At 67.8% G+C, this 19,191-nt stretch carries 26 protein-coding genes; 8 read left to right on the top strand and 18 right to left on the bottom strand.

What is annotated here, in order from left to right:
- Positions 1–206 precede the first annotated feature (206 nt).
- The gene (locus B1790_RS19885; protein ID WP_079924984.1) at positions 207–473 is read right to left on the bottom strand and encodes a hypothetical protein; all 267 of its coding nucleotides are present in this window, start codon (positions 471–473) and stop codon (positions 207–209) included.
- A gap of 97 nt (positions 474–570) precedes the next feature.
- Positions 571–1,536, bottom strand: coding sequence for a DUF4192 domain-containing protein (locus B1790_RS19880; RefSeq protein WP_079924983.1), 966 nt, complete (start codon positions 1,534–1,536; stop codon positions 571–573).
- Between the two features lie 400 nt (positions 1,537–1,936).
- On the opposite strand from B1790_RS19880, the gene B1790_RS19875 reads away from it, so the two are divergent.
- The gene (locus B1790_RS19875) at positions 1,937–2,305 is read left to right on the top strand and encodes an aminopeptidase (protein WP_142271409.1); all 369 of its coding nucleotides are present in this window, start codon (positions 1,937–1,939) and stop codon (positions 2,303–2,305) included.
- 127 nt (positions 2,306–2,432) lie between these two features.
- Here B1790_RS19875 and B1790_RS19870 read toward each other — a convergent pair whose 3' ends face one another.
- From B1790_RS19870 to B1790_RS19845, 6 genes are all read right to left on the bottom strand, one after another.
- Positions 2,433–2,708 (bottom strand): hypothetical protein, encoded by a 276-nt coding sequence (locus B1790_RS19870; RefSeq protein WP_079924981.1) that lies wholly within the window; start codon positions 2,706–2,708, stop codon positions 2,433–2,435.
- 87 nt (positions 2,709–2,795) lie between these two features.
- Positions 2,796–3,359: a hypothetical protein gene (locus tag B1790_RS19865; protein WP_079924980.1), complete on the bottom strand. Its 564-nt coding sequence runs from the start codon at positions 3,357–3,359 to the stop codon at positions 2,796–2,798.
- A 343-nt stretch (positions 3,360–3,702) separates the two neighbouring features.
- A complete protein-coding gene (locus B1790_RS19860; protein WP_079924979.1) occupies positions 3,703–4,026 on the bottom strand; it encodes a hypothetical protein in 324 nt (107 codons plus the stop codon).
- A 196-nt stretch (positions 4,027–4,222) separates the two neighbouring features.
- Entirely contained in the window at positions 4,223–4,585 is a 363-nt protein-coding gene (locus B1790_RS19855; RefSeq protein ID WP_079924978.1) for a hypothetical protein, read from the bottom strand.
- A gap of 112 nt (positions 4,586–4,697) precedes the next feature.
- Positions 4,698–4,958 carry a hypothetical protein gene (locus B1790_RS19850; RefSeq protein WP_233165216.1) on the bottom strand — a complete coding sequence of 87 codons (261 nt, stop codon included), beginning with the start codon at positions 4,956–4,958 and terminating at the stop codon, positions 4,698–4,700.
- A gap of 387 nt (positions 4,959–5,345) precedes the next feature.
- Positions 5,346–5,753, bottom strand: a complete 408-nt coding sequence (locus B1790_RS19845; protein ID WP_079924977.1) for a hypothetical protein — start codon at positions 5,751–5,753, stop codon at positions 5,346–5,348.
- A gap of 381 nt (positions 5,754–6,134) precedes the next feature.
- Here B1790_RS19845 and B1790_RS34725 point away from each other — a divergent pair, with 381 nt between their 5' ends.
- The gene (locus B1790_RS34725) at positions 6,135–6,278 is read left to right on the top strand and encodes a hypothetical protein (RefSeq protein ID WP_158083851.1); all 144 of its coding nucleotides are present in this window, start codon (positions 6,135–6,137) and stop codon (positions 6,276–6,278) included.
- 20 nt (positions 6,279–6,298) lie between these two features.
- Here the strand turns inward: B1790_RS34725 and B1790_RS19840 are convergent, their stop codons facing one another.
- The 10 genes from B1790_RS19840 to B1790_RS19800 form a co-directional block, all read right to left on the bottom strand.
- Positions 6,299–6,964, bottom strand: a complete 666-nt coding sequence (locus B1790_RS19840; RefSeq protein ID WP_079924976.1) for a serine protease — start codon at positions 6,962–6,964, stop codon at positions 6,299–6,301.
- 13 nt (positions 6,965–6,977) lie between these two features.
- The gene (locus B1790_RS34370; protein ID WP_142271408.1) at positions 6,978–7,151 is read right to left on the bottom strand and encodes an amidohydrolase; all 174 of its coding nucleotides are present in this window, start codon (positions 7,149–7,151) and stop codon (positions 6,978–6,980) included.
- Positions 7,148–7,774 (bottom strand): hypothetical protein, encoded by a 627-nt coding sequence (locus B1790_RS19835; RefSeq protein WP_079924975.1) that lies wholly within the window; start codon positions 7,772–7,774, stop codon positions 7,148–7,150. The genes B1790_RS34370 and B1790_RS19835 overlap by 4 nt, the downstream gene beginning before the upstream one ends.
- On the bottom strand, positions 7,771–8,052 hold the full coding sequence (locus B1790_RS19830; RefSeq protein WP_079924974.1) for a hypothetical protein: 282 nt from the start codon (positions 8,050–8,052) through the stop codon (positions 7,771–7,773). The genes B1790_RS19835 and B1790_RS19830 overlap by 4 nt, the downstream gene beginning before the upstream one ends.
- Before the next feature lie 34 nt (positions 8,053–8,086).
- Entirely contained in the window at positions 8,087–8,332 is a 246-nt protein-coding gene (gene nrdH / locus B1790_RS19825) for a glutaredoxin-like protein NrdH (RefSeq protein ID WP_079924973.1), read from the bottom strand.
- Between the two features lie 418 nt (positions 8,333–8,750).
- Entirely contained in the window at positions 8,751–9,947 is a 1,197-nt protein-coding gene (locus B1790_RS19820; protein ID WP_079924972.1) for a hypothetical protein, read from the bottom strand.
- Between the two features lie 92 nt (positions 9,948–10,039).
- Positions 10,040–11,668: a ParB N-terminal domain-containing protein gene (locus tag B1790_RS19815; RefSeq protein ID WP_079924971.1), complete on the bottom strand. Its 1,629-nt coding sequence runs from the start codon at positions 11,666–11,668 to the stop codon at positions 10,040–10,042.
- Between the two features lie 376 nt (positions 11,669–12,044).
- Positions 12,045–12,578, bottom strand: a complete 534-nt coding sequence (locus B1790_RS19810; RefSeq protein ID WP_079924970.1) for a thermonuclease family protein — start codon at positions 12,576–12,578, stop codon at positions 12,045–12,047.
- A gap of 38 nt (positions 12,579–12,616) precedes the next feature.
- Complete coding sequence (locus B1790_RS19805; protein ID WP_233165215.1) at positions 12,617–12,925, bottom strand: hypothetical protein; 309 nt, start codon at positions 12,923–12,925, stop codon at positions 12,617–12,619.
- A gap of 93 nt (positions 12,926–13,018) precedes the next feature.
- Positions 13,019–14,842, bottom strand: a complete 1,824-nt coding sequence (locus B1790_RS19800) for a hypothetical protein (protein ID WP_079924969.1) — start codon at positions 14,840–14,842, stop codon at positions 13,019–13,021.
- Positions 14,843–14,898: 56 nt separating this feature from the next.
- Between B1790_RS19800 and B1790_RS19795 the strand changes: the two genes are divergently transcribed.
- From B1790_RS19795 to B1790_RS19770, 6 genes are all read left to right on the top strand, one after another.
- Positions 14,899–15,462 (top strand): Imm61 family immunity protein, encoded by a 564-nt coding sequence (locus B1790_RS19795; RefSeq protein ID WP_233165214.1) that lies wholly within the window; start codon positions 14,899–14,901, stop codon positions 15,460–15,462.
- Positions 15,449–16,522: an ATP-dependent DNA ligase gene (locus tag B1790_RS19790; protein WP_369832382.1), complete on the top strand. Its 1,074-nt coding sequence runs from the start codon at positions 15,449–15,451 to the stop codon at positions 16,520–16,522. The genes B1790_RS19795 and B1790_RS19790 overlap by 14 nt, the downstream gene beginning before the upstream one ends.
- A gap of 83 nt (positions 16,523–16,605) precedes the next feature.
- A complete protein-coding gene (locus B1790_RS19785; protein ID WP_079924994.1) occupies positions 16,606–16,905 on the top strand; it encodes a hypothetical protein in 300 nt (99 codons plus the stop codon).
- Positions 16,902–17,573 (top strand): hypothetical protein, encoded by a 672-nt coding sequence (locus tag B1790_RS35045; protein ID WP_079924967.1) that lies wholly within the window; start codon positions 16,902–16,904, stop codon positions 17,571–17,573. The genes B1790_RS19785 and B1790_RS35045 overlap by 4 nt, the downstream gene beginning before the upstream one ends.
- Positions 17,574–17,645: 72 nt before the next feature.
- Entirely contained in the window at positions 17,646–18,722 is a 1,077-nt protein-coding gene (locus B1790_RS19775) for a hypothetical protein (RefSeq protein WP_079924966.1), read from the top strand.
- Positions 18,719–19,108, top strand: a complete 390-nt coding sequence (locus B1790_RS19770) for a hypothetical protein (RefSeq protein ID WP_079924965.1) — start codon at positions 18,719–18,721, stop codon at positions 19,106–19,108. Before B1790_RS19775 ends, B1790_RS19770 begins: the two co-directional genes overlap by 4 nt.
- Positions 19,109–19,191 lie beyond the last annotated feature (83 nt).

The raw sequence follows: 19,191 nt of genomic DNA, 5'->3' as shown, positions 1-19,191 counted from the left end.
GCTGCGACCCCTGCTAACGGCAAAAGGTGAGGGGCTGCGGACGCGGCCGCCGTAGGCGGCCATCCGACGGTCGCACCTAGTGCGCCGGCGCCCACCCCACGCGACGTCCGGTTCGACGGTGGACACCGGCCGGTTGGGCGGAGCAAAAAGGGGGCCCGCCGACTCGTCCGGTGGGTGGACGAGTCGGCGAGCCCGAGGTGGTGTCGTTACTCGGGGAGCGCGTCGCAGATGAGCTGCGCGAGGTCCTCTCCGTTGGGCAGCGGCAGGCGGTCGGCGGCGGCGAGGACGTCGTCGCATTCGGCGGTGTCGCAGGCGCATTCGGTGTTGACGGCGGTCTCGTCGGACTGCGCGCTGTCGAGTGCGCATCCGTCTACGGTGGCGGCGTCGACGATCCAGTGGGTGCGGTCGGCGGGGTTGTAGGAGTAGCGGGGGGTGTGTCCGTCGAGGCGCCGGGTGGGCTTGTGGTTGGTCATGGCTGTTTCCTTTCGCGGGATGTGCCGGTGCGGAGACGGTTCTGGCCGGCCACCTCGGGGTTGAGGCGGCCGGCCAGAGCGGGTTGTCGTGCGGTGGTTACTTGGTGGGCGGGTTCGCGGCGATGGTGGCGAAGAGCTGTCGGATTTTCGTCGGCGGCACGGCGGTTTGGACGGCGGTGTCGAGCAACAGGACGAGGTTGGTGTCGTCGAGGCCGGCGGCGACGGCGGTGTCGTGTGCTGCTTCGAGGGCGATGCTGGTGCGGACGGTGTCGTGGCCGACGTAGAAGCAGGCGGCCGCGATGGTGAGGGCTTCGATGCGGGCTGGGCCGCGTAGCTGCCGTGCCATCCGGGTCCACACGGTGGCACCGCCCTCGGGTCGGGTGGTGCTGACGACCAGGAGGGCGTCGCGGTGGGTGACGCTGGCGGTGATGAGGTGTCCGGCGTTGGCGACGAGCTGTGGTGTGAGGCCGTCTGGGTCGTTGAGGGCTGCGTAGACGCCCAGGATGGCCTGGGTGACGAGGTCGGCGGTGTCGTCGGTGATCTCGGCCTCGGGTGCCGGGTCGCCGGGGGCGAATTCGGCGGCGATCGTCTCGCGGGTGGCTTCCACGGTGCGGCCGTGTTCGACGGCCATCTGCAGGGCGACCTCGGAGGTGCGGTAGTCGGCGGTGGTGCCGGTCTGGCCGGTGTCGACGTCGGTCCAGGTGTGGCCTGCCTCGAGGTGGGGGGTGTGGAGCCGCTTGACGACGGTGGCACCGCGGGCGGTGACGTGGTGGGTGACGGCGTCGAGATGAGCGCTGGCATGGCGCTGGTGGTCGACGTCGGCCACGGCGACGAGCAGGACGGGACGGTGCGGGCCGTCGGCGTCTTGCAGGGGGAGGACGTCGGCGAACTGAGCGGCCACGTCCAAGGTGGCATCGCTGTCGTAGCGGGCACCGCAGTAGACGGTGAAGGAATCGCCGTGGTCGTCGAGCACGATGGCGACGATGCTGTTGGTCGGGACGAAGCCCAGCAGGGCTGGGATGAGGTTGACGACGTCGGTGTTGGAGGTCAGGTTGATGCGCATGGTTGTTCTCCCGTTCGGGTGGTGTTGAGTGCGCCGGTTAGCGCTGGGGATTGGGGGACCGGCGGGGTGGCGCGCGCAACCCCGTAGAGGCCGCGGCGAAGGGAGCAGGGTTTGCGGCCCGCGTCCGCCGGCGCGGAGCGCTTCGGCGGGCTGGCATTGGGTCGGAAAGGTCACTCGGCCTGCGTAGTTCGCCGCGGGTGTGGGTTGCGCGTGACGGGGTCCCTGTCGGTCATACTTGGGGCCCAGCTGAACGGTTAAAGGTGAGGGGCTGCGGACGGGGACGCCGCAGGCGGCCATCCGCCGGTCGCACCTAGTGCGCCGGCGCCCACCCCACGCGACGGCTCGACGAGAAGTGAGGACAGGCCGGACCCCGGAGAGAGGTCAGGTTAGGCTCCGGCCCGTGACCCCACGGACGTTCGTCGCCCTCATCGCCGCTGCTCTTTTCCTCGCCGGGGGGATCGCGCTCCTCAGCCCCGTCTCGATCGAAACTGGCTCGGCGTCGATGCCCTGCGGGACCGCCGTCTCTGGAGACGTCGGGAAGGCGAAGGCGGCTGACCAGGAGACGGTCCTCAAGCGGACGCTCAGCGGAGGCGCGGCGATGTTCCCCAGGACGGACTACACCGGGGACTGCCGCTCGGCCCTCTCGGGCCGCCGGGCCTGGACGATCCCCCTGACCGCCGTCGGGGCCGTCGCCCTCCTCGGGGCCGTCGCCGTCCGGACCCGCCCCGCCGCGGCCCCGACCGACACGGCTGGCGCTCCGTCGGTGTAACCACCCTGGCAGGTCGACGTGCGGGCGTGCGCCCCAGGCGATCTGGTGACTTCCCGATCTGAGCTGGGGTTGTTCCCGGGCCGCGAAGCGGTCCCGATGGCCGTCGCCGCCAGGTGCGCAGCTGCGGCTAGTTGGCCGGCTCGTTCTGCGCGGTGGTGATGCGGTCGAGGAGGTCGACGATTCCGCGGTGATCGGGAAGACCGGCGTCGGCGATGCCGGTCTGGATGATGGCGAGGAGTTCTCCGTCGACCGTGGCTTCGTAGCGGTGGTGTTGGAAGCCGGCGGCGGCGCTGGCGGTGCCGATCGCGCGTAGCGCGGCGGCACGGCTGGCGTCGGCGTTGTCGGTGGTGCCGATGATGGTTCGCCGGCTCTCGCCGGTGATGTTCAGGGTCCAGGTGCTCATGGATCCATCGTCGCCCTTTCCGGTGACTCATCGGTGGACCGGACTCACCGCCTGTGGATGAATCCGGCCCCTGGACGTGGCTGTGGATTACTGCAGTGGCTGCTGGGCTGGCACGTAGTCGTCGGCGGTGGGATCTGCGAGGTGCTTGCTTCCGTCGAGGCACACGACGGTGGCGGTGGTGTGGACGTCGCGCAGGATGCGGGTTAGCGCGTGAAACGCTGCGCGGTCGAGGATCTGCCATGTCAGCGGGCCCATGTGAACCTCCGTCCAGCGCAGGGTGTGGCGTTGGTCGGGGGTAACCCGACTTTGGGGGATTGCTGCGTAGCTGGGCCTGCTGGTCCAGTCGACGGCGATGGTGGGCTGTCCGTACGGGTCGGCGTTGGTGGAGATGTCTGCCGGCATGCGTCCGATGGTCGCCCGGGCGGCGGAGATGCCCTCCAGGACGCCTTGGGCGGCCGAAGCTGACCAGAACGTCATCAGCACGGTTCCGAGGGTCATGGTGACCCGCGCGTGTGGGGTGCGGGCGTTGTAGACGTCGATCTGGGCGGTCTGGGCACCGCGGACGCGGACGTAGGTGTGGGCGATCAGGCCGGTGGCGTCGGCGCTGAGGATCGAAGGAGTGGTGAGCTTGGGGGTGGTGAGCTTGGTCATGGTTGTTCTCCCGTTCGGGTGGTGCGGAGTGCGCCGGTTGGCGCTGGGGTGCGGGGAATCGGCTGAGGGTGGGCGGTCAACCCCGTAGAGGCCGTGCCGACCGGAGCAGGGTTTGCGGCCCGGGCTCGCCGGCGCGTCAGCGCCTCGGCGAGCTTCGGTAGGGCCGGAAAGGTCACTCGGCCTGCGTAGTTCGGTGCGGGTGTGGGTTTACCGGTCGGGGCCCCGGCCGATTACGCTGCGACCCCTGCTGACGGCTTTAAGGTGAGAGGCTGCGGACGAAGGCAGCCGCCAGGCGGCCACTGCCGGGCCGTAGGCGCGGGCTGGCGGTCCTACCGGGGCGGTGTTAGGACTCGTCGGTGATGACGTCCAGGCCGGCGTTGGCGAAGCGGCGGCGCACTTCGGTGAGGCTCAGTTCGCTGTAGAGGCCGTCGGGTCCGGAGCGGATCGTGCTGTGCCAGTCGTCCCATCGGTGCACTTCGGTGTCGACGTCGGTCTGGTGCAGGTTGTCTCTGGTGAGCTCGATCGGTGGTGCGTCGGGGTCGTCCTCGGCGACGGCGACGAGCTGGCCGACGGCCGGATCGGCGGCCGGGGAGCGGAATTGCAGTCGATAGCCGTGACCGTGTTCGTCGATGATTCGGCAGGGCGCCGGATAGTCGGTGGTGCTCATGGGCAGTGTCGACCTCCTCGATAGTCCATTGTCGCCGCTGCCCGGGGCCTGTCAGAGCAGCAATTTTCACCGGTGAGAGTGCGACTGGAACGTCGGCAGCGGGTGGCCGGTGTGGTGCGTGGCCGCGGAGCTGCGTCCGGACGAAAAAAGGGGGTCCGTCTGACCGGTTGGCCAGACGGACCCCCTTGGGTGCGGGCTATTCGCCGTTCGGTGGTGGGTCGGTGTTCACACCGAGGCCGGCGGCGTTGATGCGATGTTGAATGGCGGGCAGGCTGATCCAGCGGTCGATGCCGTTGTCCGCTTCGTGCAGCAAGGCCCAGTCCTCCCATCCCTCGAGGGCGGCGTCCACTGCCGCTTCGGGGACGTCCGGGCGGCTGATGGCGATCTCGTCGAAGTTGTCGGGCCGGTCGGCGTCGGCGATGGTGGCGACGAGTTGCCCGGTGCCGTCGAAGATTCGGGGATCTCCGGCTGGGGCGAAGTTCATCCGAAAGCGGAGCTGGCGGGGTCGGCCGTCGTGTCCGACGAACTGCCAAGCTAGTGCGAAATCCTTGTCGACCATGAGGTGATCCTTTCGTGCGTAAAAGGTTACGGGCTGAGTTACTGGATGTGGGGAGGGTTCTGGCCGGCCGCCTCGGGGTGAGGCAGCCGGCCAGAGCTGCTGTCGGGGCGGGTTATTCGGTGGTCGAGGTGGTGGCGAGGATGCCTTCGGCGTCGGCCAGGTAATACTCGGCGTGTTCGCGTTGGTCGCGGTCGCTGGTGGGCTCGAGGATGACGGTGACGGCGTTGTCGCGGGCGGAGAGGGCGTATTGGCGGCGACGGTGGTCGTCGTCGGCGTTGACGGCGTTGTGGATGTCGGATCGGGCCATGGCCAGGCTGTGTGCGGTGCTGAGGCGGGTGGCGGTGTCTTCGGTGAGGGTGGCGGTGATGGTCATGGTTGTTCTCCGTTCGGGAAGGTGTTGAGTGCGCCAGTTAGCGCTGGGGTGCGGTCAATCGGCTGAGGGTGGGCCGTCAACCCCGAAGAGTCCGGTGGTGGTGCCGGCGGATGTGTGGCCCGCGAGCGGCAGCGAGCATGGTTGGGCCGCACATGTCCTCCGCCGCCGGCACCACCACCGGGCGTGGGTTTACGGCTCGGGCCCCCGGCCGATTAGGCTGCGACCCCTGCTAACGGGTTAAAGGTGAGGGGCTGCGGACGCGGCCGCCGTAGGCGGCCATCCGCCGGTCGCACCTAGTGCGCCGGCGCCCACCCAACGCAACGTGGGGAACAAAAACGGGTTCCGGCCAACCCCTTCGGGCGCAGGATGGCCGGAACCCGCTGGTGGTCAGAGGCTGTCGTTGACGGCTTCGGCGGCGGCGACGACGTCTTGGAGGAGTGCGACCTCCTCCTCATCGAGGCGGTTGAGGGTGCTGTCATCTCCGGCGTCCAGAGCGGTGGCGCGTTCATCGCGCAAGGCGTGCAGCCGTCGGAGCGCTTGGTCGAGGTCACCGCTGGGGTCGGTCTCGAACTTGACGTGCGCGGCGACCAGGTCGAGGTAGTTGACGAGCTCGCGCCGGGTTCCCGTCAGGGCCAGGCCGTTTCCGTCCTCGTTGGACAGGTCCAGGACCCAAATGTCGCCGTAGGTGGTCTCGCCATCTCGGTAGGAGTTGTACTCGTCGACCTCGGTGATGTCGGCGGGACGGATCTCGTACAGGGCGCTGCGGGCGTAGGCGGTTTCGGTGCGGTGGGTCATGATGTCGGGCTCCCGTTCTGCGTGGTAAGGAGTGCGCCGGTTGGCGCAGGGTGCGGGGGAATCGGATGAGGGTGGGCGGTCAACCCCGAAGAGTCCGGCGGCGTGCGAAGCAGGGTTTGCGGCCCGGCTCACCGGCGCGCAGCGCCTCGGTGAGCTGACGTTAGGCCGTAAAGGTCACTCGGCCTGCGTAGTCCGCCGCGGGCGGGGGTTGATCCGGTCGGGCCCCCGGCCGATTACGCTCCCGACCCCTGCTGACCGGTTCATAGGTGAGGGGCCACGGATTGCTGGTCGCCGCAGGCGGGTGGCCCGGTCCGGGCCACCCATGCGCGTGATCTCACCGAGGCCGACGTATCGCGCAGGTTCGGCCGTCATACTGGACTGATGGTCGAGAATGAGTTGATCCGCGTGCTGGTCGACGGCGGCGGCCAGGCCGCCGAGCGTTGCCTGGTGTGGCTGGTCGACGGTGCGAGCACACCGCGGGTGCGCATCGACATGGTGTGGCCGGCCGTGCCGATGTCGTTGTGAGCGTGTAAGAGTCCGACTCGTCAGGTGAGGGTGTCGAGCGCGGCGGTCAGGCTCGCGAAGCGGCCGTAGCGTCGATCGCTGTCAGCGCTGGACTTTTCGCCGAGCCAAATGCCGACGATGTGGGCTTGGCCGGTGTCGTCGGTGATCCACACGGGGCCGCCGGAGTCTCCGGGGACACTGGCCGGCATGCCCGTGGTCATGAACTGGTCGTCGCCGTAGCGGTAGGCCACGGTGCCGCAGTGTCGGCCGCTGGACACGCCGAGATGGCACACGGTCTGACCGACATGCACGAGCGGGGCTGGCCCGTCGTCGGCGAAGTCCAGGCCGCCGCCCTCAGGCCGGCTGACCACACCTGGTCCGAAGTCGATGAGCCCGTAGTCAGGTCCGCCTGACCGTGGTGGCGCGACGACGATGGTGGTGAATCTTCCTGTGGCTCCTGACCGTTCTTCGACGACGTGGCCTGCGTCGTCGGTTCGGCAGTGTCCGGCAGTGATGGCGTAGGCGTGGCCGTTGACCCCGGTGTAGACGTATCCGGTGGTGCAGAAGGACGCTGAGCCGTCCTGGGTGACGTAGTCGATGCGGTCACCGGGTCTGATGACGTCGGCTTCGGCGTGGGCGACTGGCTGCGGGAGGGCCAGAATCAAACTCGCCGCGAACCCGGCAGCGATGAGCGTGCGCGGTGTCATGCTCGTCGATTCCTCACGCGGACCGCAGATGCCGTTCGGCGCTGCGTTGGGCTCGGCTGTGCAGCGTCTCGATCCAGGCGGCGGCCGTGAGCTCTGCGTGGCCCTGGTGATGGACTGCGCCGGCGGCGGCCGCGCCGCCACGTTGGTCGACGGCGGACGAGACGAGTGCGAAGCGGCGGGTAGTCATCGCGCACCGCCGGCGGCGAGCTTGGCGGCGGCTTCCCCGCGGCGCCAGAGTTCGGCGAGTTCCTCCCGAATGACGCCGAATTGCACGGTCAGCTCGGCGCGGTCGACGTCGGCTTCGGACAGCTGTTGCATGCGGAGGCCCAGGTTGCCGAACGCCCGCTGGTAGGCGTCGTCGAGGACCTGGCGGGCGAGGCTGCCGGCCAGGGCCGAGCTGATGTTCTGTGTGTAGGCGTCCACCAGGTACAGCGCGAGTTCACGTTGACGCTTGTCGGTAGGCGGCTCTGCGGGGCGCAGGGCGTTACGCGCCGCGTGGCACTTGCCGGCGGTCAGGACGCTCACCGGGTCGGCCTTGTCTCCGGCGTCGACGAGGCGGCGAATGAGTTCGTAGGCCCAGCGCGCGACCGGCTTGGTGATCGCCGTGTCGGGGACGAGGTCCAGCAGTGGGCGGGCCTCGTCCACCGTGAGGTACAGCAGAGCACCGATGAACTGGTGTTCCGGCTGCCATTGTCGGACAACGCTTTCGGCGAGGTAGTCGTCGGCTTCTTGTTGACTGTCGACCAGGGTGCCGCCGGCACCGGGGGTGCTCGGGACCAGGTGCAGGGTGTGGCGAAGTGCGGCGGTCATGAGGTGGCGACTCCCGTCAGGATGGGGGTGTGGGTGGGCGCGGCGGCGATGGTCGCGGTGCCGACACATCGTGGGTGGCGGCCGGTGGGGTCCAGTCGCAAGAGGTGGAACCTGGTGGCAGCGGTCAAGTCCTGGGTGGCGTCGAGTTCGGCGTGGTCACCATGGAGGTACAGGTCGGCGTGCACGGCGTGATCGACCAGCTGCTGGCGGGCCTGGTCTGGGCCACCGTGACGGGTGGTGCTCGAGGTCCCGTCCGTGGTGATCGTCAGCTCGTACATGGTGGCTTCCTGAGTGAGGGTGGGGGTTCGCCGGTCAGGCCGCGATGAGGTCTTTGAGCTCGGCGATGCGGTCGGGACGGAAGCCGGCGAAGTGGTGGGTGGGTCCGGCGTAGACGACGGGGGCCTGCAAGTAGCCCAGGGACATCACGTAGTCGCGGGCGTCTGCGTCGGTGGAAAGGTCGACTTTCTCGTAGGAGATGCCGGCTTTGTCCAGGGCGCGGAACACTGCGTTGCATTGCACGCAGGCGGGCTTTGTGTAAACAGTGACGGAGGTGTTCATCGTCGTACCTTTCGTGGTGGTGAATATATGTCCATTCTATATTCAGAATAGGGCCTCAGCAACGCCTCTGAGAAATTCGTCGATCTTTTTTCGCGTGTCGACAGACGATTACGACCGACTATGCGGTACTCCCGACAATCACTGTGGCACAACCATTCTTTATAACCATCGGCGACGGTCGTCGATGGCCTACCGCCTGCACTTCGGGAACCTTCTTGACTGATATCGGACCCGTTTCGCGTCCCCCACGAGTGTGCGCTTGCGCCATTCCCTTAAGGTCATCGAACACCTTTTCCGGACGTTTTCCCGATGACGACGAAAAATGGGTATTAGCCCTGCCGTTCTATATTCGACAGGCCATTTGCGACGGTTATTCGCGGCCAATGCGTAAGTACGCCGCATGCTCATTACCAACCCCTCAGACCAACGTCGGCGTCGCGTCGGTCGCTGTCGCGAACAGCGCTTCGAACCCGGGCCGCTGCTTGTCGTGCACCTTGTCGGTGGGCGCCACGACGTAGAAGTGCTCTACCCACGGTGCGGCGTCGGCCCGGTGTCGCCGCCACACGCGGGTGATGCCGTCGGGATCAGCACCCGGCTCACCGGGAAGCTGGGCCAACGCCGTGTCCATGTCGGCGGCGGGCCCGCTGTCGAGGCGGCGGACGCTGCGGGCGAAGGCCGGCGTACTTCCCCGCCGGGGGGTGGCCACCCGGCGCACCTCGTAGAGACCGTGCACCTGAGCGCCAACATGTTCGGCCAAGTGCCGCAACACGTCGTCCAAACCGGCGTCGCCGACAGCGTCGGCGAGTCGGCCCTGGGCAAGCAGACTTTGGCGGGGGTTGAAGCAGGCGGCGACGTGCTCGAGGTAGAGCGCGCGCATCGCGGCGTCGGGCTCTCGTCGATAGCGGTCGATCGCGGCGCTGCGGCCTACCTTGCTGGAGAATTGGAAGGGGCAGTAGGAGCAGGCACTCTTCTGCCAGGACCTCCCGGTCACCTCACGGAGGTAGTCCAACGCGTCGGTGCGTGACCAACCCCATTTCAGCAGCGGGTAGACGCCGAGGCGACGGTCGGTGTTGTAGGCGGCGTCCCGCTCGGCACGTCGGAGTTCGCCTGTCTCGAAGCCGAGATAGTGGCGGAACGATTGTCCCGCAGTCAGTCTGGCGATGATCGGGTCCAGCACGGCACCTTTTGCCCGTAGCGAGCATCGTCGGCTGCCGAGTTGGGGCACCGTGGCCGCCGCGAGCAGCTCGTCGGAGAGGGCATAGCCGTCGCTGGCGTGCAGCGTGGTGGGCTGGGTGGTGTCGCTGAAGACGTCGATGCCGTCACCGCCTGCGGTGGTGTGGAGCTGCGTGCGACCGGCTTGGACGAAACGCACGTTGTGTCGGGCGAGCAGGGGTAGCACGACCTCTTCGACGTCCCGCACGGTTGAGGCGAATTCATCTCCCGTGTGGGCGGTCACGACGACCAGGTCGTCGAGGTCGAAGTCGCGGCTGGACGCGTCGAGCAACCAGCGGATGAGAATTGCGGTGGAGTCCGCTCCCAGTCCGTACGACAGCACATGGGCCGGGATCGTGGTGCCGGTCTGCGGTGTGAACAGTTCGTCCTGGACGACGGTCATGGGGGATTCTCCGAGCTTTGGACGGACATGGGGGATGGAGGGGGAGAAGCGGGGCGGGCAGGGCCGATGTCGACCCCGCCCGCCGCCGTCGTTCAGTCCTCCCTGACCGCTTCGTCGTACACGTCGTCGCCAGTGCGTTGCCCGATCACGATCTTTTCGACTTCCGCTGGGGTGTAGCCATTTGCGACCAGGTACCGGAGGTAGACATCTGATCCGAGGGTGTGCGGGTTGTACATCGCGCTGCCGGTCACCCCGGCTGTTGCGCTGCGCCAGGCATCCTTGGTGCAGCGGGCCTCCAACGCACCCAGCACGACGGCGAGGGCGACGACCTGTGCACGCGGGTCGACGTTGGTCGTCGGATCGGCGACCAGGCTGCGTACCTCGGCAAAGTTCTTCACGCCGAGGAACTCGGCGGTGAGGTCCTCCCCGTGGTTCTGGGATTGGATGAACCGATCCCGAATCAAGCAGTAGGTGGTGAAGGTCGCCGCACCCTTGGGTGGTGTCTTGCGGGTGAGCAGCTTGGTCACGAACTCACGGCGTACGACCTGGGCGGCGTCGCCGAGGCGGTTGAGCACCAGCACCTTTCGTCGCTCGCGACGCTCGGCTTCGTGCTGCGCGGCTTCCCGCTCGGCGATGGCCTCGGGGCTGCTGTCCCCCTCGACCTGCACTCCGGTCTGGCGTGAGGCGACGTTCTGCAGCGACGGTGCCAGTGCGAGGCCCGCTGCGGTGAAGTTCAGGCAGAACCACTCGGGGACGATGACGGTCTTCTCGGTGACGGTCGACGCGTGACGCAGTCCCTCGGCGGGCTCGGCCTCGGCGTCGTCCTCGGTGTCCCAGTCGACGTCGTCCTCGTTGACCTGCTCGCCTGTCGTCGTGTCGACGTACGCGCGGTCGTCAGTGAGGTACACCGCCCAGTGCTCGGGGTTCTTCTCGAAGTCCTCCGGCACCCGCTCGTCGTCGTGGGTGCGCAGGTAGTCCATCCCCACTGCGGCCAGGTCCGACCAACGTGGTCGATCCTGCAGCATGGTGTAGCCGCGCTCGACGTACCCGCGTTCCGCTTCGGCGATGAGGCCGTCGATCTCGCGCTGCGAACGCAGGCTGGCGACGGCATGTTCGAAGTGACTTCCGCTGTACTGGGCCGCTCGCAGCAACCGTTGCACGGCATCCTCGTCGGCGTCGAACTCGGCGAGCACCTCGGCCTGGGTGAAGTCGAGTTGGCCGCCGTCAAGCGCGTCGAGAGCAGTCGACGACTTCGACGCTGCACCAGCGGCTTTCACGTCCTGGTGCCGCATGGACAGCTTCTTGGCGACCTTGGTGGCCGAGAGGCCGGTGTCGAGCATCTGCTGGATGGCGCGGGCGCGCTGGGCGTTGGTCAGTGCGCTGCGCTGGTCGTTGGCGACCATCTGCTGCACGATCCGCTCGACGGTGGCCGTGTCGTCGTCGGTGGCCCCGGCAGGTAGGACGTACACCGGAACGCTGGTCAGACCGACCTCGCGGGCTCCGAGGGTTCGGCACTGCCCTTCCCTGACGAGTGTGCGCCCGTCGGCGTCGCGCACGGCCAGGATGGGCACGATGACGCCCAGCTCGCGCAGGCTGTCCAGGAACTCCTTGTCCAGGGTGACCTGGTCGCGGACGTTGTCTTCGAATTCCAGGGCTTGGGGATCGATGAACTCGACGGACCCGGCAGCCTGCGCGGTGGTGTTCTCGGTGGTGATTGACATGGGTGGTGACCTTCCTCGTTGACCTGGGCACCCTGGGTCGGGCCGCCCGTTCTTTTGCCGTCTGGCGAAAACGAATTGGGTCCAGCGGCGTAGGCGGGAGGAAGGTCTCGGTCGCAGAAGTTTTCCCGTGAGCGCAGCGAACACGCGTGGGAAAAGTTCTGCGAGCCCGCAGGGCCCGGAGCGCAGCGGAGGCCGACGGCCTTCCGGACGACAAGCGCGGACCAAAATGAGTGGGCCAGAAGGAAAAACAACGGCTATTTCAGCCACGCCGAAGGCGTGTCCGCCTAAGGTGAGCGGTCTGGGACGGGACCGCGGAGCCGGCTGTCACGCCTGACCCGTTGGCGCCCCTCGGCTAACCCGTCGCGGCGCCGGAACCTTATTTCACCGGATATGACTCGGTGTGTCCGTTGCACGGCGGCCCCCAGAGCCCGCGGCCTGCCTGCTTGGCCTCGTCTTCGGCGGCAGCGATCTGCGGTGCGCGAGCCACCGGAGAGTTCTCGTAGACGTAGGCCCGGGCGGCGCCGGCGCGTGCGGCTTCGACCGAATAGTCCCAATTGCCCGGCTTGTCGAGGTAGGCCAGCGTACGACCGTAGCGGTCGTGGAGGTCTTGGGTAGGGTCGGTGACGACCGAGACCCGTTGACCAGCAAGGTTTTCACGCGCGAATTCGGTTGCTTGTGGGCCCCAGCACCCGACGGAGTAGCCGGGCTTCTTGGTCTCGGGTGTGTCAATTCCCAACAGCCGCAACCGAAGTCGAGCTCTGGTGTCGTCGACCACGTCCACGGTGTCGCCATCCACGATTCGCAGCACGGTCGCCGTGGTGGTGGCGGTGTCGGGATCGGCGTGTGACGCCGTGCATGCCGTGCTGGCGCTCCCCAGTATGGTGGCGGCGAGCACGGCGGTGGCGGCCATGGTCCGCGTCCTCGACGAGGATCTGCTTGCGGGCCCGGTCATGACCGGGCCCTGTAGTGTGCGTCGGTGAGTTGGGCGAGACGCCACGTGTTCAGGTTGGGATCACCGGCTCGGACGCTGAGCGGCAGGTAGCCCTGGAGCCACCCGTCGAGGATGTACTCGCGCAACACGAAGTCGTCGGGATCCTCACCGCCGTTGGTGAGGATCTGCAGGATGGTGGTGGCCCGGTCGAGGTCGGCGGGGTCGACTCCGTTGATCGCCGCTGTCTTTCGGACGGCGTCGATGTCGTCGGTCTGCAGGGCCAGCGCGGCCAACTCGAACGTGTAGGGCCGGTTGGTGGTCGTCATCGCAATCCCCTCTGTCGTGCCGGATTCCAGCGTAGGGGCATGACGTGGTTTCAGCGGTGCCCCAAGGATGGGCTTTGGCCGCCACCGTGTCGGTCAACCTGGGGGCTCGCCAATCAGCTGCAAGAGGCGCTGTTCACCTCGGCGTTGCAGGGTCGGAACCACCAGGTGAGGCGGACATTCCAAGCTCGCGGCCATGGCCGTAAGGGGGTTCTTGGGACGGCGCCCGAGCAATTTTTGGAGCCGCGCGCGCGGGGCCTCGTCTTTCGGTGCCTTGATCACCTCGAACGAGGCGTCAGACGGCCGTAGGACGAGAATCACGTCGTCTCCAAAGGCAGCCTCGACCGCGGCCGCCTGAGCGCGCAGGGAGCCGATCAGGGCGCCGGAGGTGGACGTGAGATCCCAATACAGGGTGAGCTCGCCGGCGGTGTTGGTGAAGGTGGTCCTTTGACCGGGGGTGACGCCGACGGCGTGGGCGACCGAAGACGGGACGGCCTGGCCCGAGCCCCGAAGCAGGTCATGATCCGCCGGGAACACGACGCGTACGTCGTTGCGCCCGTTCCGATAGCCGCTGCGAAATGTGTAGAGCGGCTGGACGGGCGGCCAGGGATCGGCCTTGGTGCGGCGACGGACGACGCCGTCTTCGATGACGAACGCCAGCGTGCTCATGTAGGACCTGACGGAGGATTCGGTGATGTCGGGGATCGCGGCCAGGACGTCGCGGATCACCTCGACGGTCTTGGCGCGGCCCCCGGCGGCGTCGATCCGCTGGGCGATGGCGTCACTGACCCCGGTGTACTCGGGCAGCCCCCAGACACGAAGTGCCCAGGTATGTCTGCTGGCGCGGGCGAAGCGCTTGTCGACTGACATGACGCGGCTGAGGCTGGAGATGTCGGTCACTCCGACCGACCGGAGTATGCGGTCGATCGTGTCGGAGGTTGCGGGAACGCCCAGTACCTGGAGCGCCGCTTCGGCGCGGTTGCCGACGCCGGCCTCGGCCCACCGCACCCATACGTCGCCGACACAGCGCAGCGAGGTCCACTCACGCAGGTAGGTGATCGCCAGGCCGGCGGTCATCCCTTGCGCAGAGAGGTTGTCGAGCAGTTGGTGCGTGGTCGGCGCGGGGTGCTCTTCGAGCAGGCCGTCGAGGGCGGCTCGAATCGTGTCGTGGCCAGGACGGCCGTCTGGTGTGTGCACTTCGATCCAACTGCTGCGCAACGTGTATGGCCCCGCGAGGTACAGCAAGAGTTCCGCCACGGTGCCACCCGGTTCCACGCCGGCGGCGGAGAGCTCGACGTTGCAGGCCACGTGCGTTGTCAGGTGCCCAAGGCGCCCTCGGAGCGCCTCGACGTACTCGAGGACCTCGCAGTGTGCAGGATCGGCCAGGAGTTCGCGCACACGCGCTTCGGCCCGTGGCGCGTTGCGTCCCACGGAGGCGGCGTCGACGCCGAGCTCGGCAGCCACTTCGTGTTGCGGCGCCGGTAGTAGCGCACAGACCCGGCGAGCGAGCAGGACCCGGTCGTAGTCGTCGAGGCGGCCCAGCATGAACGCCACGGCCGGTCCGATGCCCATCGGTCCTGTGGATCGGATGTGGTGCGCGACCCTGACCGCTTCGGCCGCACCGTCCACCAGGGCCGCCACTGCTGCCTCGCCCACCTTGGGCAGGTTCAGCAGCGACTGTGGGGTTTCACTGGCGACGTCGCCCCACCGGGGGAACCGCTCGGCGTGTGTGCGAAGCCGCCGGGGGAGGCGGGCGTACGGGATGGCGACGGAACTGACGGTATGCAGTCTCGGGACCAGGCCCCGCACCGTGGTGTCGAGAACGGCCGGATCGCGAGACCAGTTGTCCGGCAAGACAGGTGTGTCAGCGAGTTTCGGCTCGACAGCCACCAGGACCTCGGTGGATGGACGGTCGCTCACCGTTCGATGTTATCGCCCGTTTGGAAGCCCTACGGGCACCGATGTGGGGCAGGTTCGTGACCGAGGCGTCGGGGCTCGCTTCGCTCTATTACCGTGGCTGGGTGCGGTCCGACGTGTTCTCGTTGACGGCGGAATGCGTCCGATGGGCACAGCTGGCGCGCTACGACTGGAACCCGGCCGCGTGGGTGCTGCGGCGGCCAGGAGAGGACGGTTACGCGGTGGTGGCGCGGCCGGCTGGTCGTGCAGAGCTGCTGGAGCTGGTCGACGACGGGACGCGGGAGCGGGTCCTGTACGCGGCCGACGGCGCGGTCTTGGAACGCTTCATGGTGGGTTTGCTAGGGGACGACATCCGGGACGATTTGGACCTACCCTTCCTGACGCTGCCGTCGGCCGCGGCGGACATCGCAGACGGGTACCGCTTGGGGCCGTCCGCGAACGGTTCCCGGACGCTGTTTCGGGGCGTCGAGCCCGTGGCCGCTGCCCCTGGGGAGTCGACGAGCGTCGCGGCGTTGGTCCCGCTCTCGCACTTCGTGGGCCATACAGTCGAGGAACTGCGACGTTCTTACCTGAGCGAACGCGGAGAGCCGTTGCTGAGCGCCGGTAGGTATGCAGGACGGTGAAGGTTCCTGCCTCCTCGCGAGAAGATCGCGGGCCGTGGCACCCGGGCGTACCGTCGTAGGGGTGGCCGAGAGAAAAACAGGGGGCGTGGTGCGCGACGCACCCTTGCCCATGTTGGCCACGTTGGGGAAGGCACCAGTCGACGGTGACAAGGTAGCCACAGAGTGGAAGTGGGACGGCCAACGGGCGATATTGATCATCGACGGCGGGACCACCCGAGTGCTGTCCCGAAATGGGATGGACGTGTCGCGGACTTTCCCGGAGCTCGCAGGCGTCGCCGCGGCGGTGGGGCGACGGTCGATGATCTTGGATGGGGAAATCGTCGCCCTCGACGCCGCGGGGAGGCCGTCGTTCACCCGTCTGCAGCGACGCTGGCCGCAGAACCGTCGGCCCGACGCGGCGCTGCTGCGTGAGGTGCCCGTGGGTGTCATGGGCTTCGACGTCCTTGAATTTGAGGGGCGCTGGCTCACCGACCGACCGTGGCACGAGCGCCGCGCTGTCTTGGAAAGTGCCTTGGTGGTCGACCGGTCGCCCGTGCTCACCGTTCCGCGCGCGTTCACCGATGTGTCGCCCGCCGACATGCTGGCGGTGGCGGCCTCGCATGGGGTGGAAGGCATCGTTCTCAAACTGACTGATTCCAAATACATTTCGGGTAGGTCCGGGCTGTGGACGAAGGTGCCGGTCCGTCTGAGTGCCGACGTGGTCATCGTCGGATTTTGGTGTGCGGGAGGGCCTGGAGGTCGAAATGCGGTCGGCTCTCTGCTTCTGGCCGGCCATGATGGCGCGGGCCGACTGGTCGCGGTGGGTCAGTGCGGCACGGGATTCAGCGCGAACATGCGGCGGCACCTCTTCGATCTGCTCGATCCCCTCCGGCGCGAAAGGTCGCCGTTGGCGCTGCCGCTGGAGGCTGCGGGCGTGCGCTACGTGAGGCCGACCTATGTCGGTGAGGTGGCCTACCGGGAGTACGTTCCGGGGCGGTGGATGCGTCATACCAGCTGGAAAGGGCTCCGGGAGAAGCCCGTCAGTGGGGTTGGCGTGCCCGCGACGTCGCCTCCGGGCTGACCATCCGCGGCTAGTTCGGCCATGGGCCGGTTCCCGGGCATGTCCGCCCCGTGTTGTCGGTCGGGGCGGTGAGAATGTCAGCCATGAGCGACGACGGTAATGGTGGCCCGCACGTCCGGCAGTCGCCACGGACGCGCAGTGGCGATGTGAGCGTCGCCGACCTCACCATGTTGGTCCGGGTGCCCGGCCAGCCCGCCGCGGTGCGCGTCTACACCGAAGCAGAGAGCGTCGAGGCTGCTCGTTATGCCGCCGAAACTGGGGGAGAGGTTGTGAGACTTCCGCTCTCGCCGCCTCCGGGTTACGTCCACGGTTCCAGCGGGTCCCTCGTCCCTGCGCCGGCCGGGGTCGAGGTGTCGAATTCCAATGAGGAGGCGGTGACGTGACCGCTCAAGAAGTTGCCGCGGCACTGCCGGACATCGACACCTTGCAGAGAAGGTGTCAGGCCGTCGCGATGCTCGACGCGATCCTCTCCCCGCAGTGGGAGGACCGGTTCTACTCCTACACCGCCGACTGGGGCGACGGCGCCGCGGCCAGCGAGATCCGCGACGGCTCCGGCAACGACTGCTTCATCGTCTTCACCCCGGACGGGGCCTTCATCAAGGGGCTCGATCACGAGTCGCCGATGGCCCCGGGCCGAAGCCGGCCGCCGGAGCTGTGGCCCGGTCTGGTCGACGACGTCCCCGACGTCTTCGCCGACCTGGTCACCGAATCGGCGTTTGCAAGCCTCGACGGGGTACTCGATGCCACCTTCTGCATATGGCGCCAACAGCACGACACCAGTTGGCAGACCGGGGCCGTGCACTACCTAGGACTAGGGGATCGCGTCGACCCCGACGGCGCCTGGCAGATGCTCGGCGTGCTCACCGACCCCACCCCGCGGTCGTACCGAACCTTCGCCGCGACCTACTTCGAAATCGACCCCGATCCCGTCGCAGTCGACCACGTCTTCAACCTTCGTCCGCTGACCGACGACGTGGTCCGGCGTATCAACGCCCGGGCCACCCTGGCGGAGCTCTGGCCCGACATCACCAGTGCGAACTACCCGACATAGGCGGCAGTATGGCGTCCGCCGCCGTGGCCGGCGTGATGTTTCGTCTCGACAGTCAGGAAGGAGGTGCCGCCGATGTGGTGGGTGATGACGGCGTCGTCGCGGACGCGGTGGCTTCTCAACGCGGTATGGGCGTTCGGGTGGACCCTCGGCTACGCCGCGCTGACGCTCATCCCGCTGGGGGTGCACGGCTACCGCTGGTGGCTGCCCACCATCGGCTTCGCGCTGCTGGTGGGGCTTGCCGTGGGTGGCTTGTCGGCGGTGTTGAACCGACGCTTCGTGGCCAGCTACGTCGCGGTGCTCGACGGCTTGACCGCCGATCAGCGGGGGCAGGTCACCCGAGTATGGAAACCGGGTCCGGTGCCCACCGACCCCATGGTGCTCACCGCTGCGTTGCGCCTGCACGACCTCGGCGAACGCTACCGCCGGAACAACCAGAGCCGCCGCAAGACCGGGGTGGTGCTGGTGGGCATCTCGATGGTCCTTCTGGTGGTGAGCACGGTCGGCGCCCACCAGCAAGTGCCGGCCACCGCGCTGGGGTCCCTGGCCATTGGCGTGGTCCTCGTCGCCGAACCGACCGCGACCGCGCTGCGGGCCAGGCGGCTGCAGCCCAGGTTGGCCCAGTTGCGCGCCGCGGCTCAGGCCGACCCCCAGGTCGCCGCCGCAGTCGCGCGTCCCGCGGAGCGTGCGGCACCATTCAGTCGACGCGAACGGCTCAGCTGGGCGGCCGCCGCACTGGTGATCGCCGTGCTCGCCGTTGCCGCACTCGAAATCGCCGAGTCCATCAGTCCGCACCGCACGGCCTGCCGCGCCGTCAGCGCCGTCGCGTCGGAGAACTATCAAGACCGGTACTTCGTGCTGGCCGACGACGAGGTGGGGCCGGGCGGTCCGCCCCTGTCGAAGTATCAGCAGTGGGCAGAGTCGATGCGTCGTCACGCCACCGAGGCCGACGACGACCCCGCCGTGGCGTCGCATCTCGACCGGATCGCCGACCTCGCCGCTCACGCCGTGAGTGTCGTGGAACAATCCCGCCAGCCCGGTTCCGTCACACCCCTGGCGGACAGTCAGAGCACCTATCTTGTCACCGTGAGCCAACTGGTCGCCGAAGAGGGTCCCGCGCAGGAGCTGTGCCGACGCTCCGGGGAACGATGAGCACGGTTCGCCTCAAGCGCCTCTCTGATTTCAAGGGCGACGACGTCGTGCTGTTGGCCGTCGACGACGGCGGGTTGGCGGCCTTGGTCGCAGCGCTGATGGCGGCGTTGCAGACCGGAACGTCGCGGATGCAGCGACGCGAACGGTCCCACGAGTTCGTCATCGTTGACGACGGGATCACCCACATTGCGATCGACGATGCGTGCGCGCTCTGGCGGCTGGATCGCGTCAAGGCGCGCGAGATCATCGCGAAGGCAAAGGTTTTGGGCGTGGACGGGCAGTCCGGACACCACTACGTCGATGAGATATCAAGTCCCGCCCCGACTCTCGTCCTCTCGCTCAACGAGTACCTGGAACCCACATGGCATGGCATCGCACGTGGATAACTGCTGTTATCCATTACCGTGCCATGCGAGCTGTGAGTCGATCGATCCCAGAGTCACCGGCCTAGCATGTCGAGCACCCGGCC

The sequence above is a fragment of the Mycobacterium sp. AT1 genome (genome assembly GCF_002043095.1).
Classification (GTDB): Bacteria; Actinomycetota; Actinomycetes; order Mycobacteriales; family Mycobacteriaceae; genus Mycobacterium.
Note: the sequence above shows the minus strand (reverse complement) of the source record. Positions and strands in the feature narration are given on the sequence as shown.

Coding starts and splice junctions, on each gene's coding strand:
- B1790_RS19885 (WP_079924984.1), bottom strand. CDS start 473: ATGACCAACCACAAGCCCACCCGGCGCCTCGACGGACACACCCCCCGC.
- B1790_RS19880 (WP_079924983.1), bottom strand. CDS start 1,536: ATGCGCATCAACCTGACCTCCAACACCGACGTCGTCAACCTCATCCCA.
- B1790_RS19870 (WP_079924981.1), bottom strand. CDS start 2,708: ATGAGCACCTGGACCCTGAACATCACCGGCGAGAGCCGGCGAACCATC.
- B1790_RS19865 (WP_079924980.1), bottom strand. CDS start 3,359: ATGACCAAGCTCACCACCCCCAAGCTCACCACTCCTTCGATCCTCAGC.
- B1790_RS19860 (WP_079924979.1), bottom strand. CDS start 4,026: ATGAGCACCACCGACTATCCGGCGCCCTGCCGAATCATCGACGAACAC.
- B1790_RS19855 (WP_079924978.1), bottom strand. CDS start 4,585: ATGGTCGACAAGGATTTCGCACTAGCTTGGCAGTTCGTCGGACACGAC.
- B1790_RS19850 (WP_233165216.1), bottom strand. CDS start 4,958: ATGACCATCACCGCCACCCTCACCGAAGACACCGCCACCCGCCTCAGC.
- B1790_RS19845 (WP_079924977.1), bottom strand. CDS start 5,753: ATGACCCACCGCACCGAAACCGCCTACGCCCGCAGCGCCCTGTACGAG.
- B1790_RS34725 (WP_158083851.1), top strand. CDS start 6,135: ATGGTCGAGAATGAGTTGATCCGCGTGCTGGTCGACGGCGGCGGCCAG.
- B1790_RS19840 (WP_079924976.1), bottom strand. CDS start 6,964: ATGACACCGCGCACGCTCATCGCTGCCGGGTTCGCGGCGAGTTTGATT.
- B1790_RS34370 (WP_142271408.1), bottom strand. CDS start 7,151: ATGACTACCCGCCGCTTCGCACTCGTCTCGTCCGCCGTCGACCAACGT.
- B1790_RS19835 (WP_079924975.1), bottom strand. CDS start 7,774: ATGACCGCCGCACTTCGCCACACCCTGCACCTGGTCCCGAGCACCCCC.
- B1790_RS19830 (WP_079924974.1), bottom strand. CDS start 8,052: ATGTACGAGCTGACGATCACCACGGACGGGACCTCGAGCACCACCCGT.
- nrdH (WP_079924973.1), bottom strand. CDS start 8,332: ATGAACACCTCCGTCACTGTTTACACAAAGCCCGCCTGCGTGCAATGC.
- B1790_RS19820 (WP_079924972.1), bottom strand. CDS start 9,947: ATGACCGTCGTCCAGGACGAACTGTTCACACCGCAGACCGGCACCACG.
- B1790_RS19815 (WP_079924971.1), bottom strand. CDS start 11,668: ATGTCAATCACCACCGAGAACACCACCGCGCAGGCTGCCGGGTCCGTC.
- B1790_RS19810 (WP_079924970.1), bottom strand. CDS start 12,578: ATGGCCGCCACCGCCGTGCTCGCCGCCACCATACTGGGGAGCGCCAGC.
- B1790_RS19805 (WP_233165215.1), bottom strand. CDS start 12,925: ATGACGACCACCAACCGGCCCTACACGTTCGAGTTGGCCGCGCTGGCC.
- B1790_RS19790 (WP_369832382.1), top strand. CDS start 15,449: ATGCAGGACGGTGAAGGTTCCTGCCTCCTCGCGAGAAGATCGCGGGCC.
- B1790_RS19785 (WP_079924994.1), top strand. CDS start 16,606: ATGAGCGACGACGGTAATGGTGGCCCGCACGTCCGGCAGTCGCCACGG.
- B1790_RS19775 (WP_079924966.1), top strand. CDS start 17,646: ATGTGGTGGGTGATGACGGCGTCGTCGCGGACGCGGTGGCTTCTCAAC.
- B1790_RS19770 (WP_079924965.1), top strand. CDS start 18,719: ATGAGCACGGTTCGCCTCAAGCGCCTCTCTGATTTCAAGGGCGACGAC.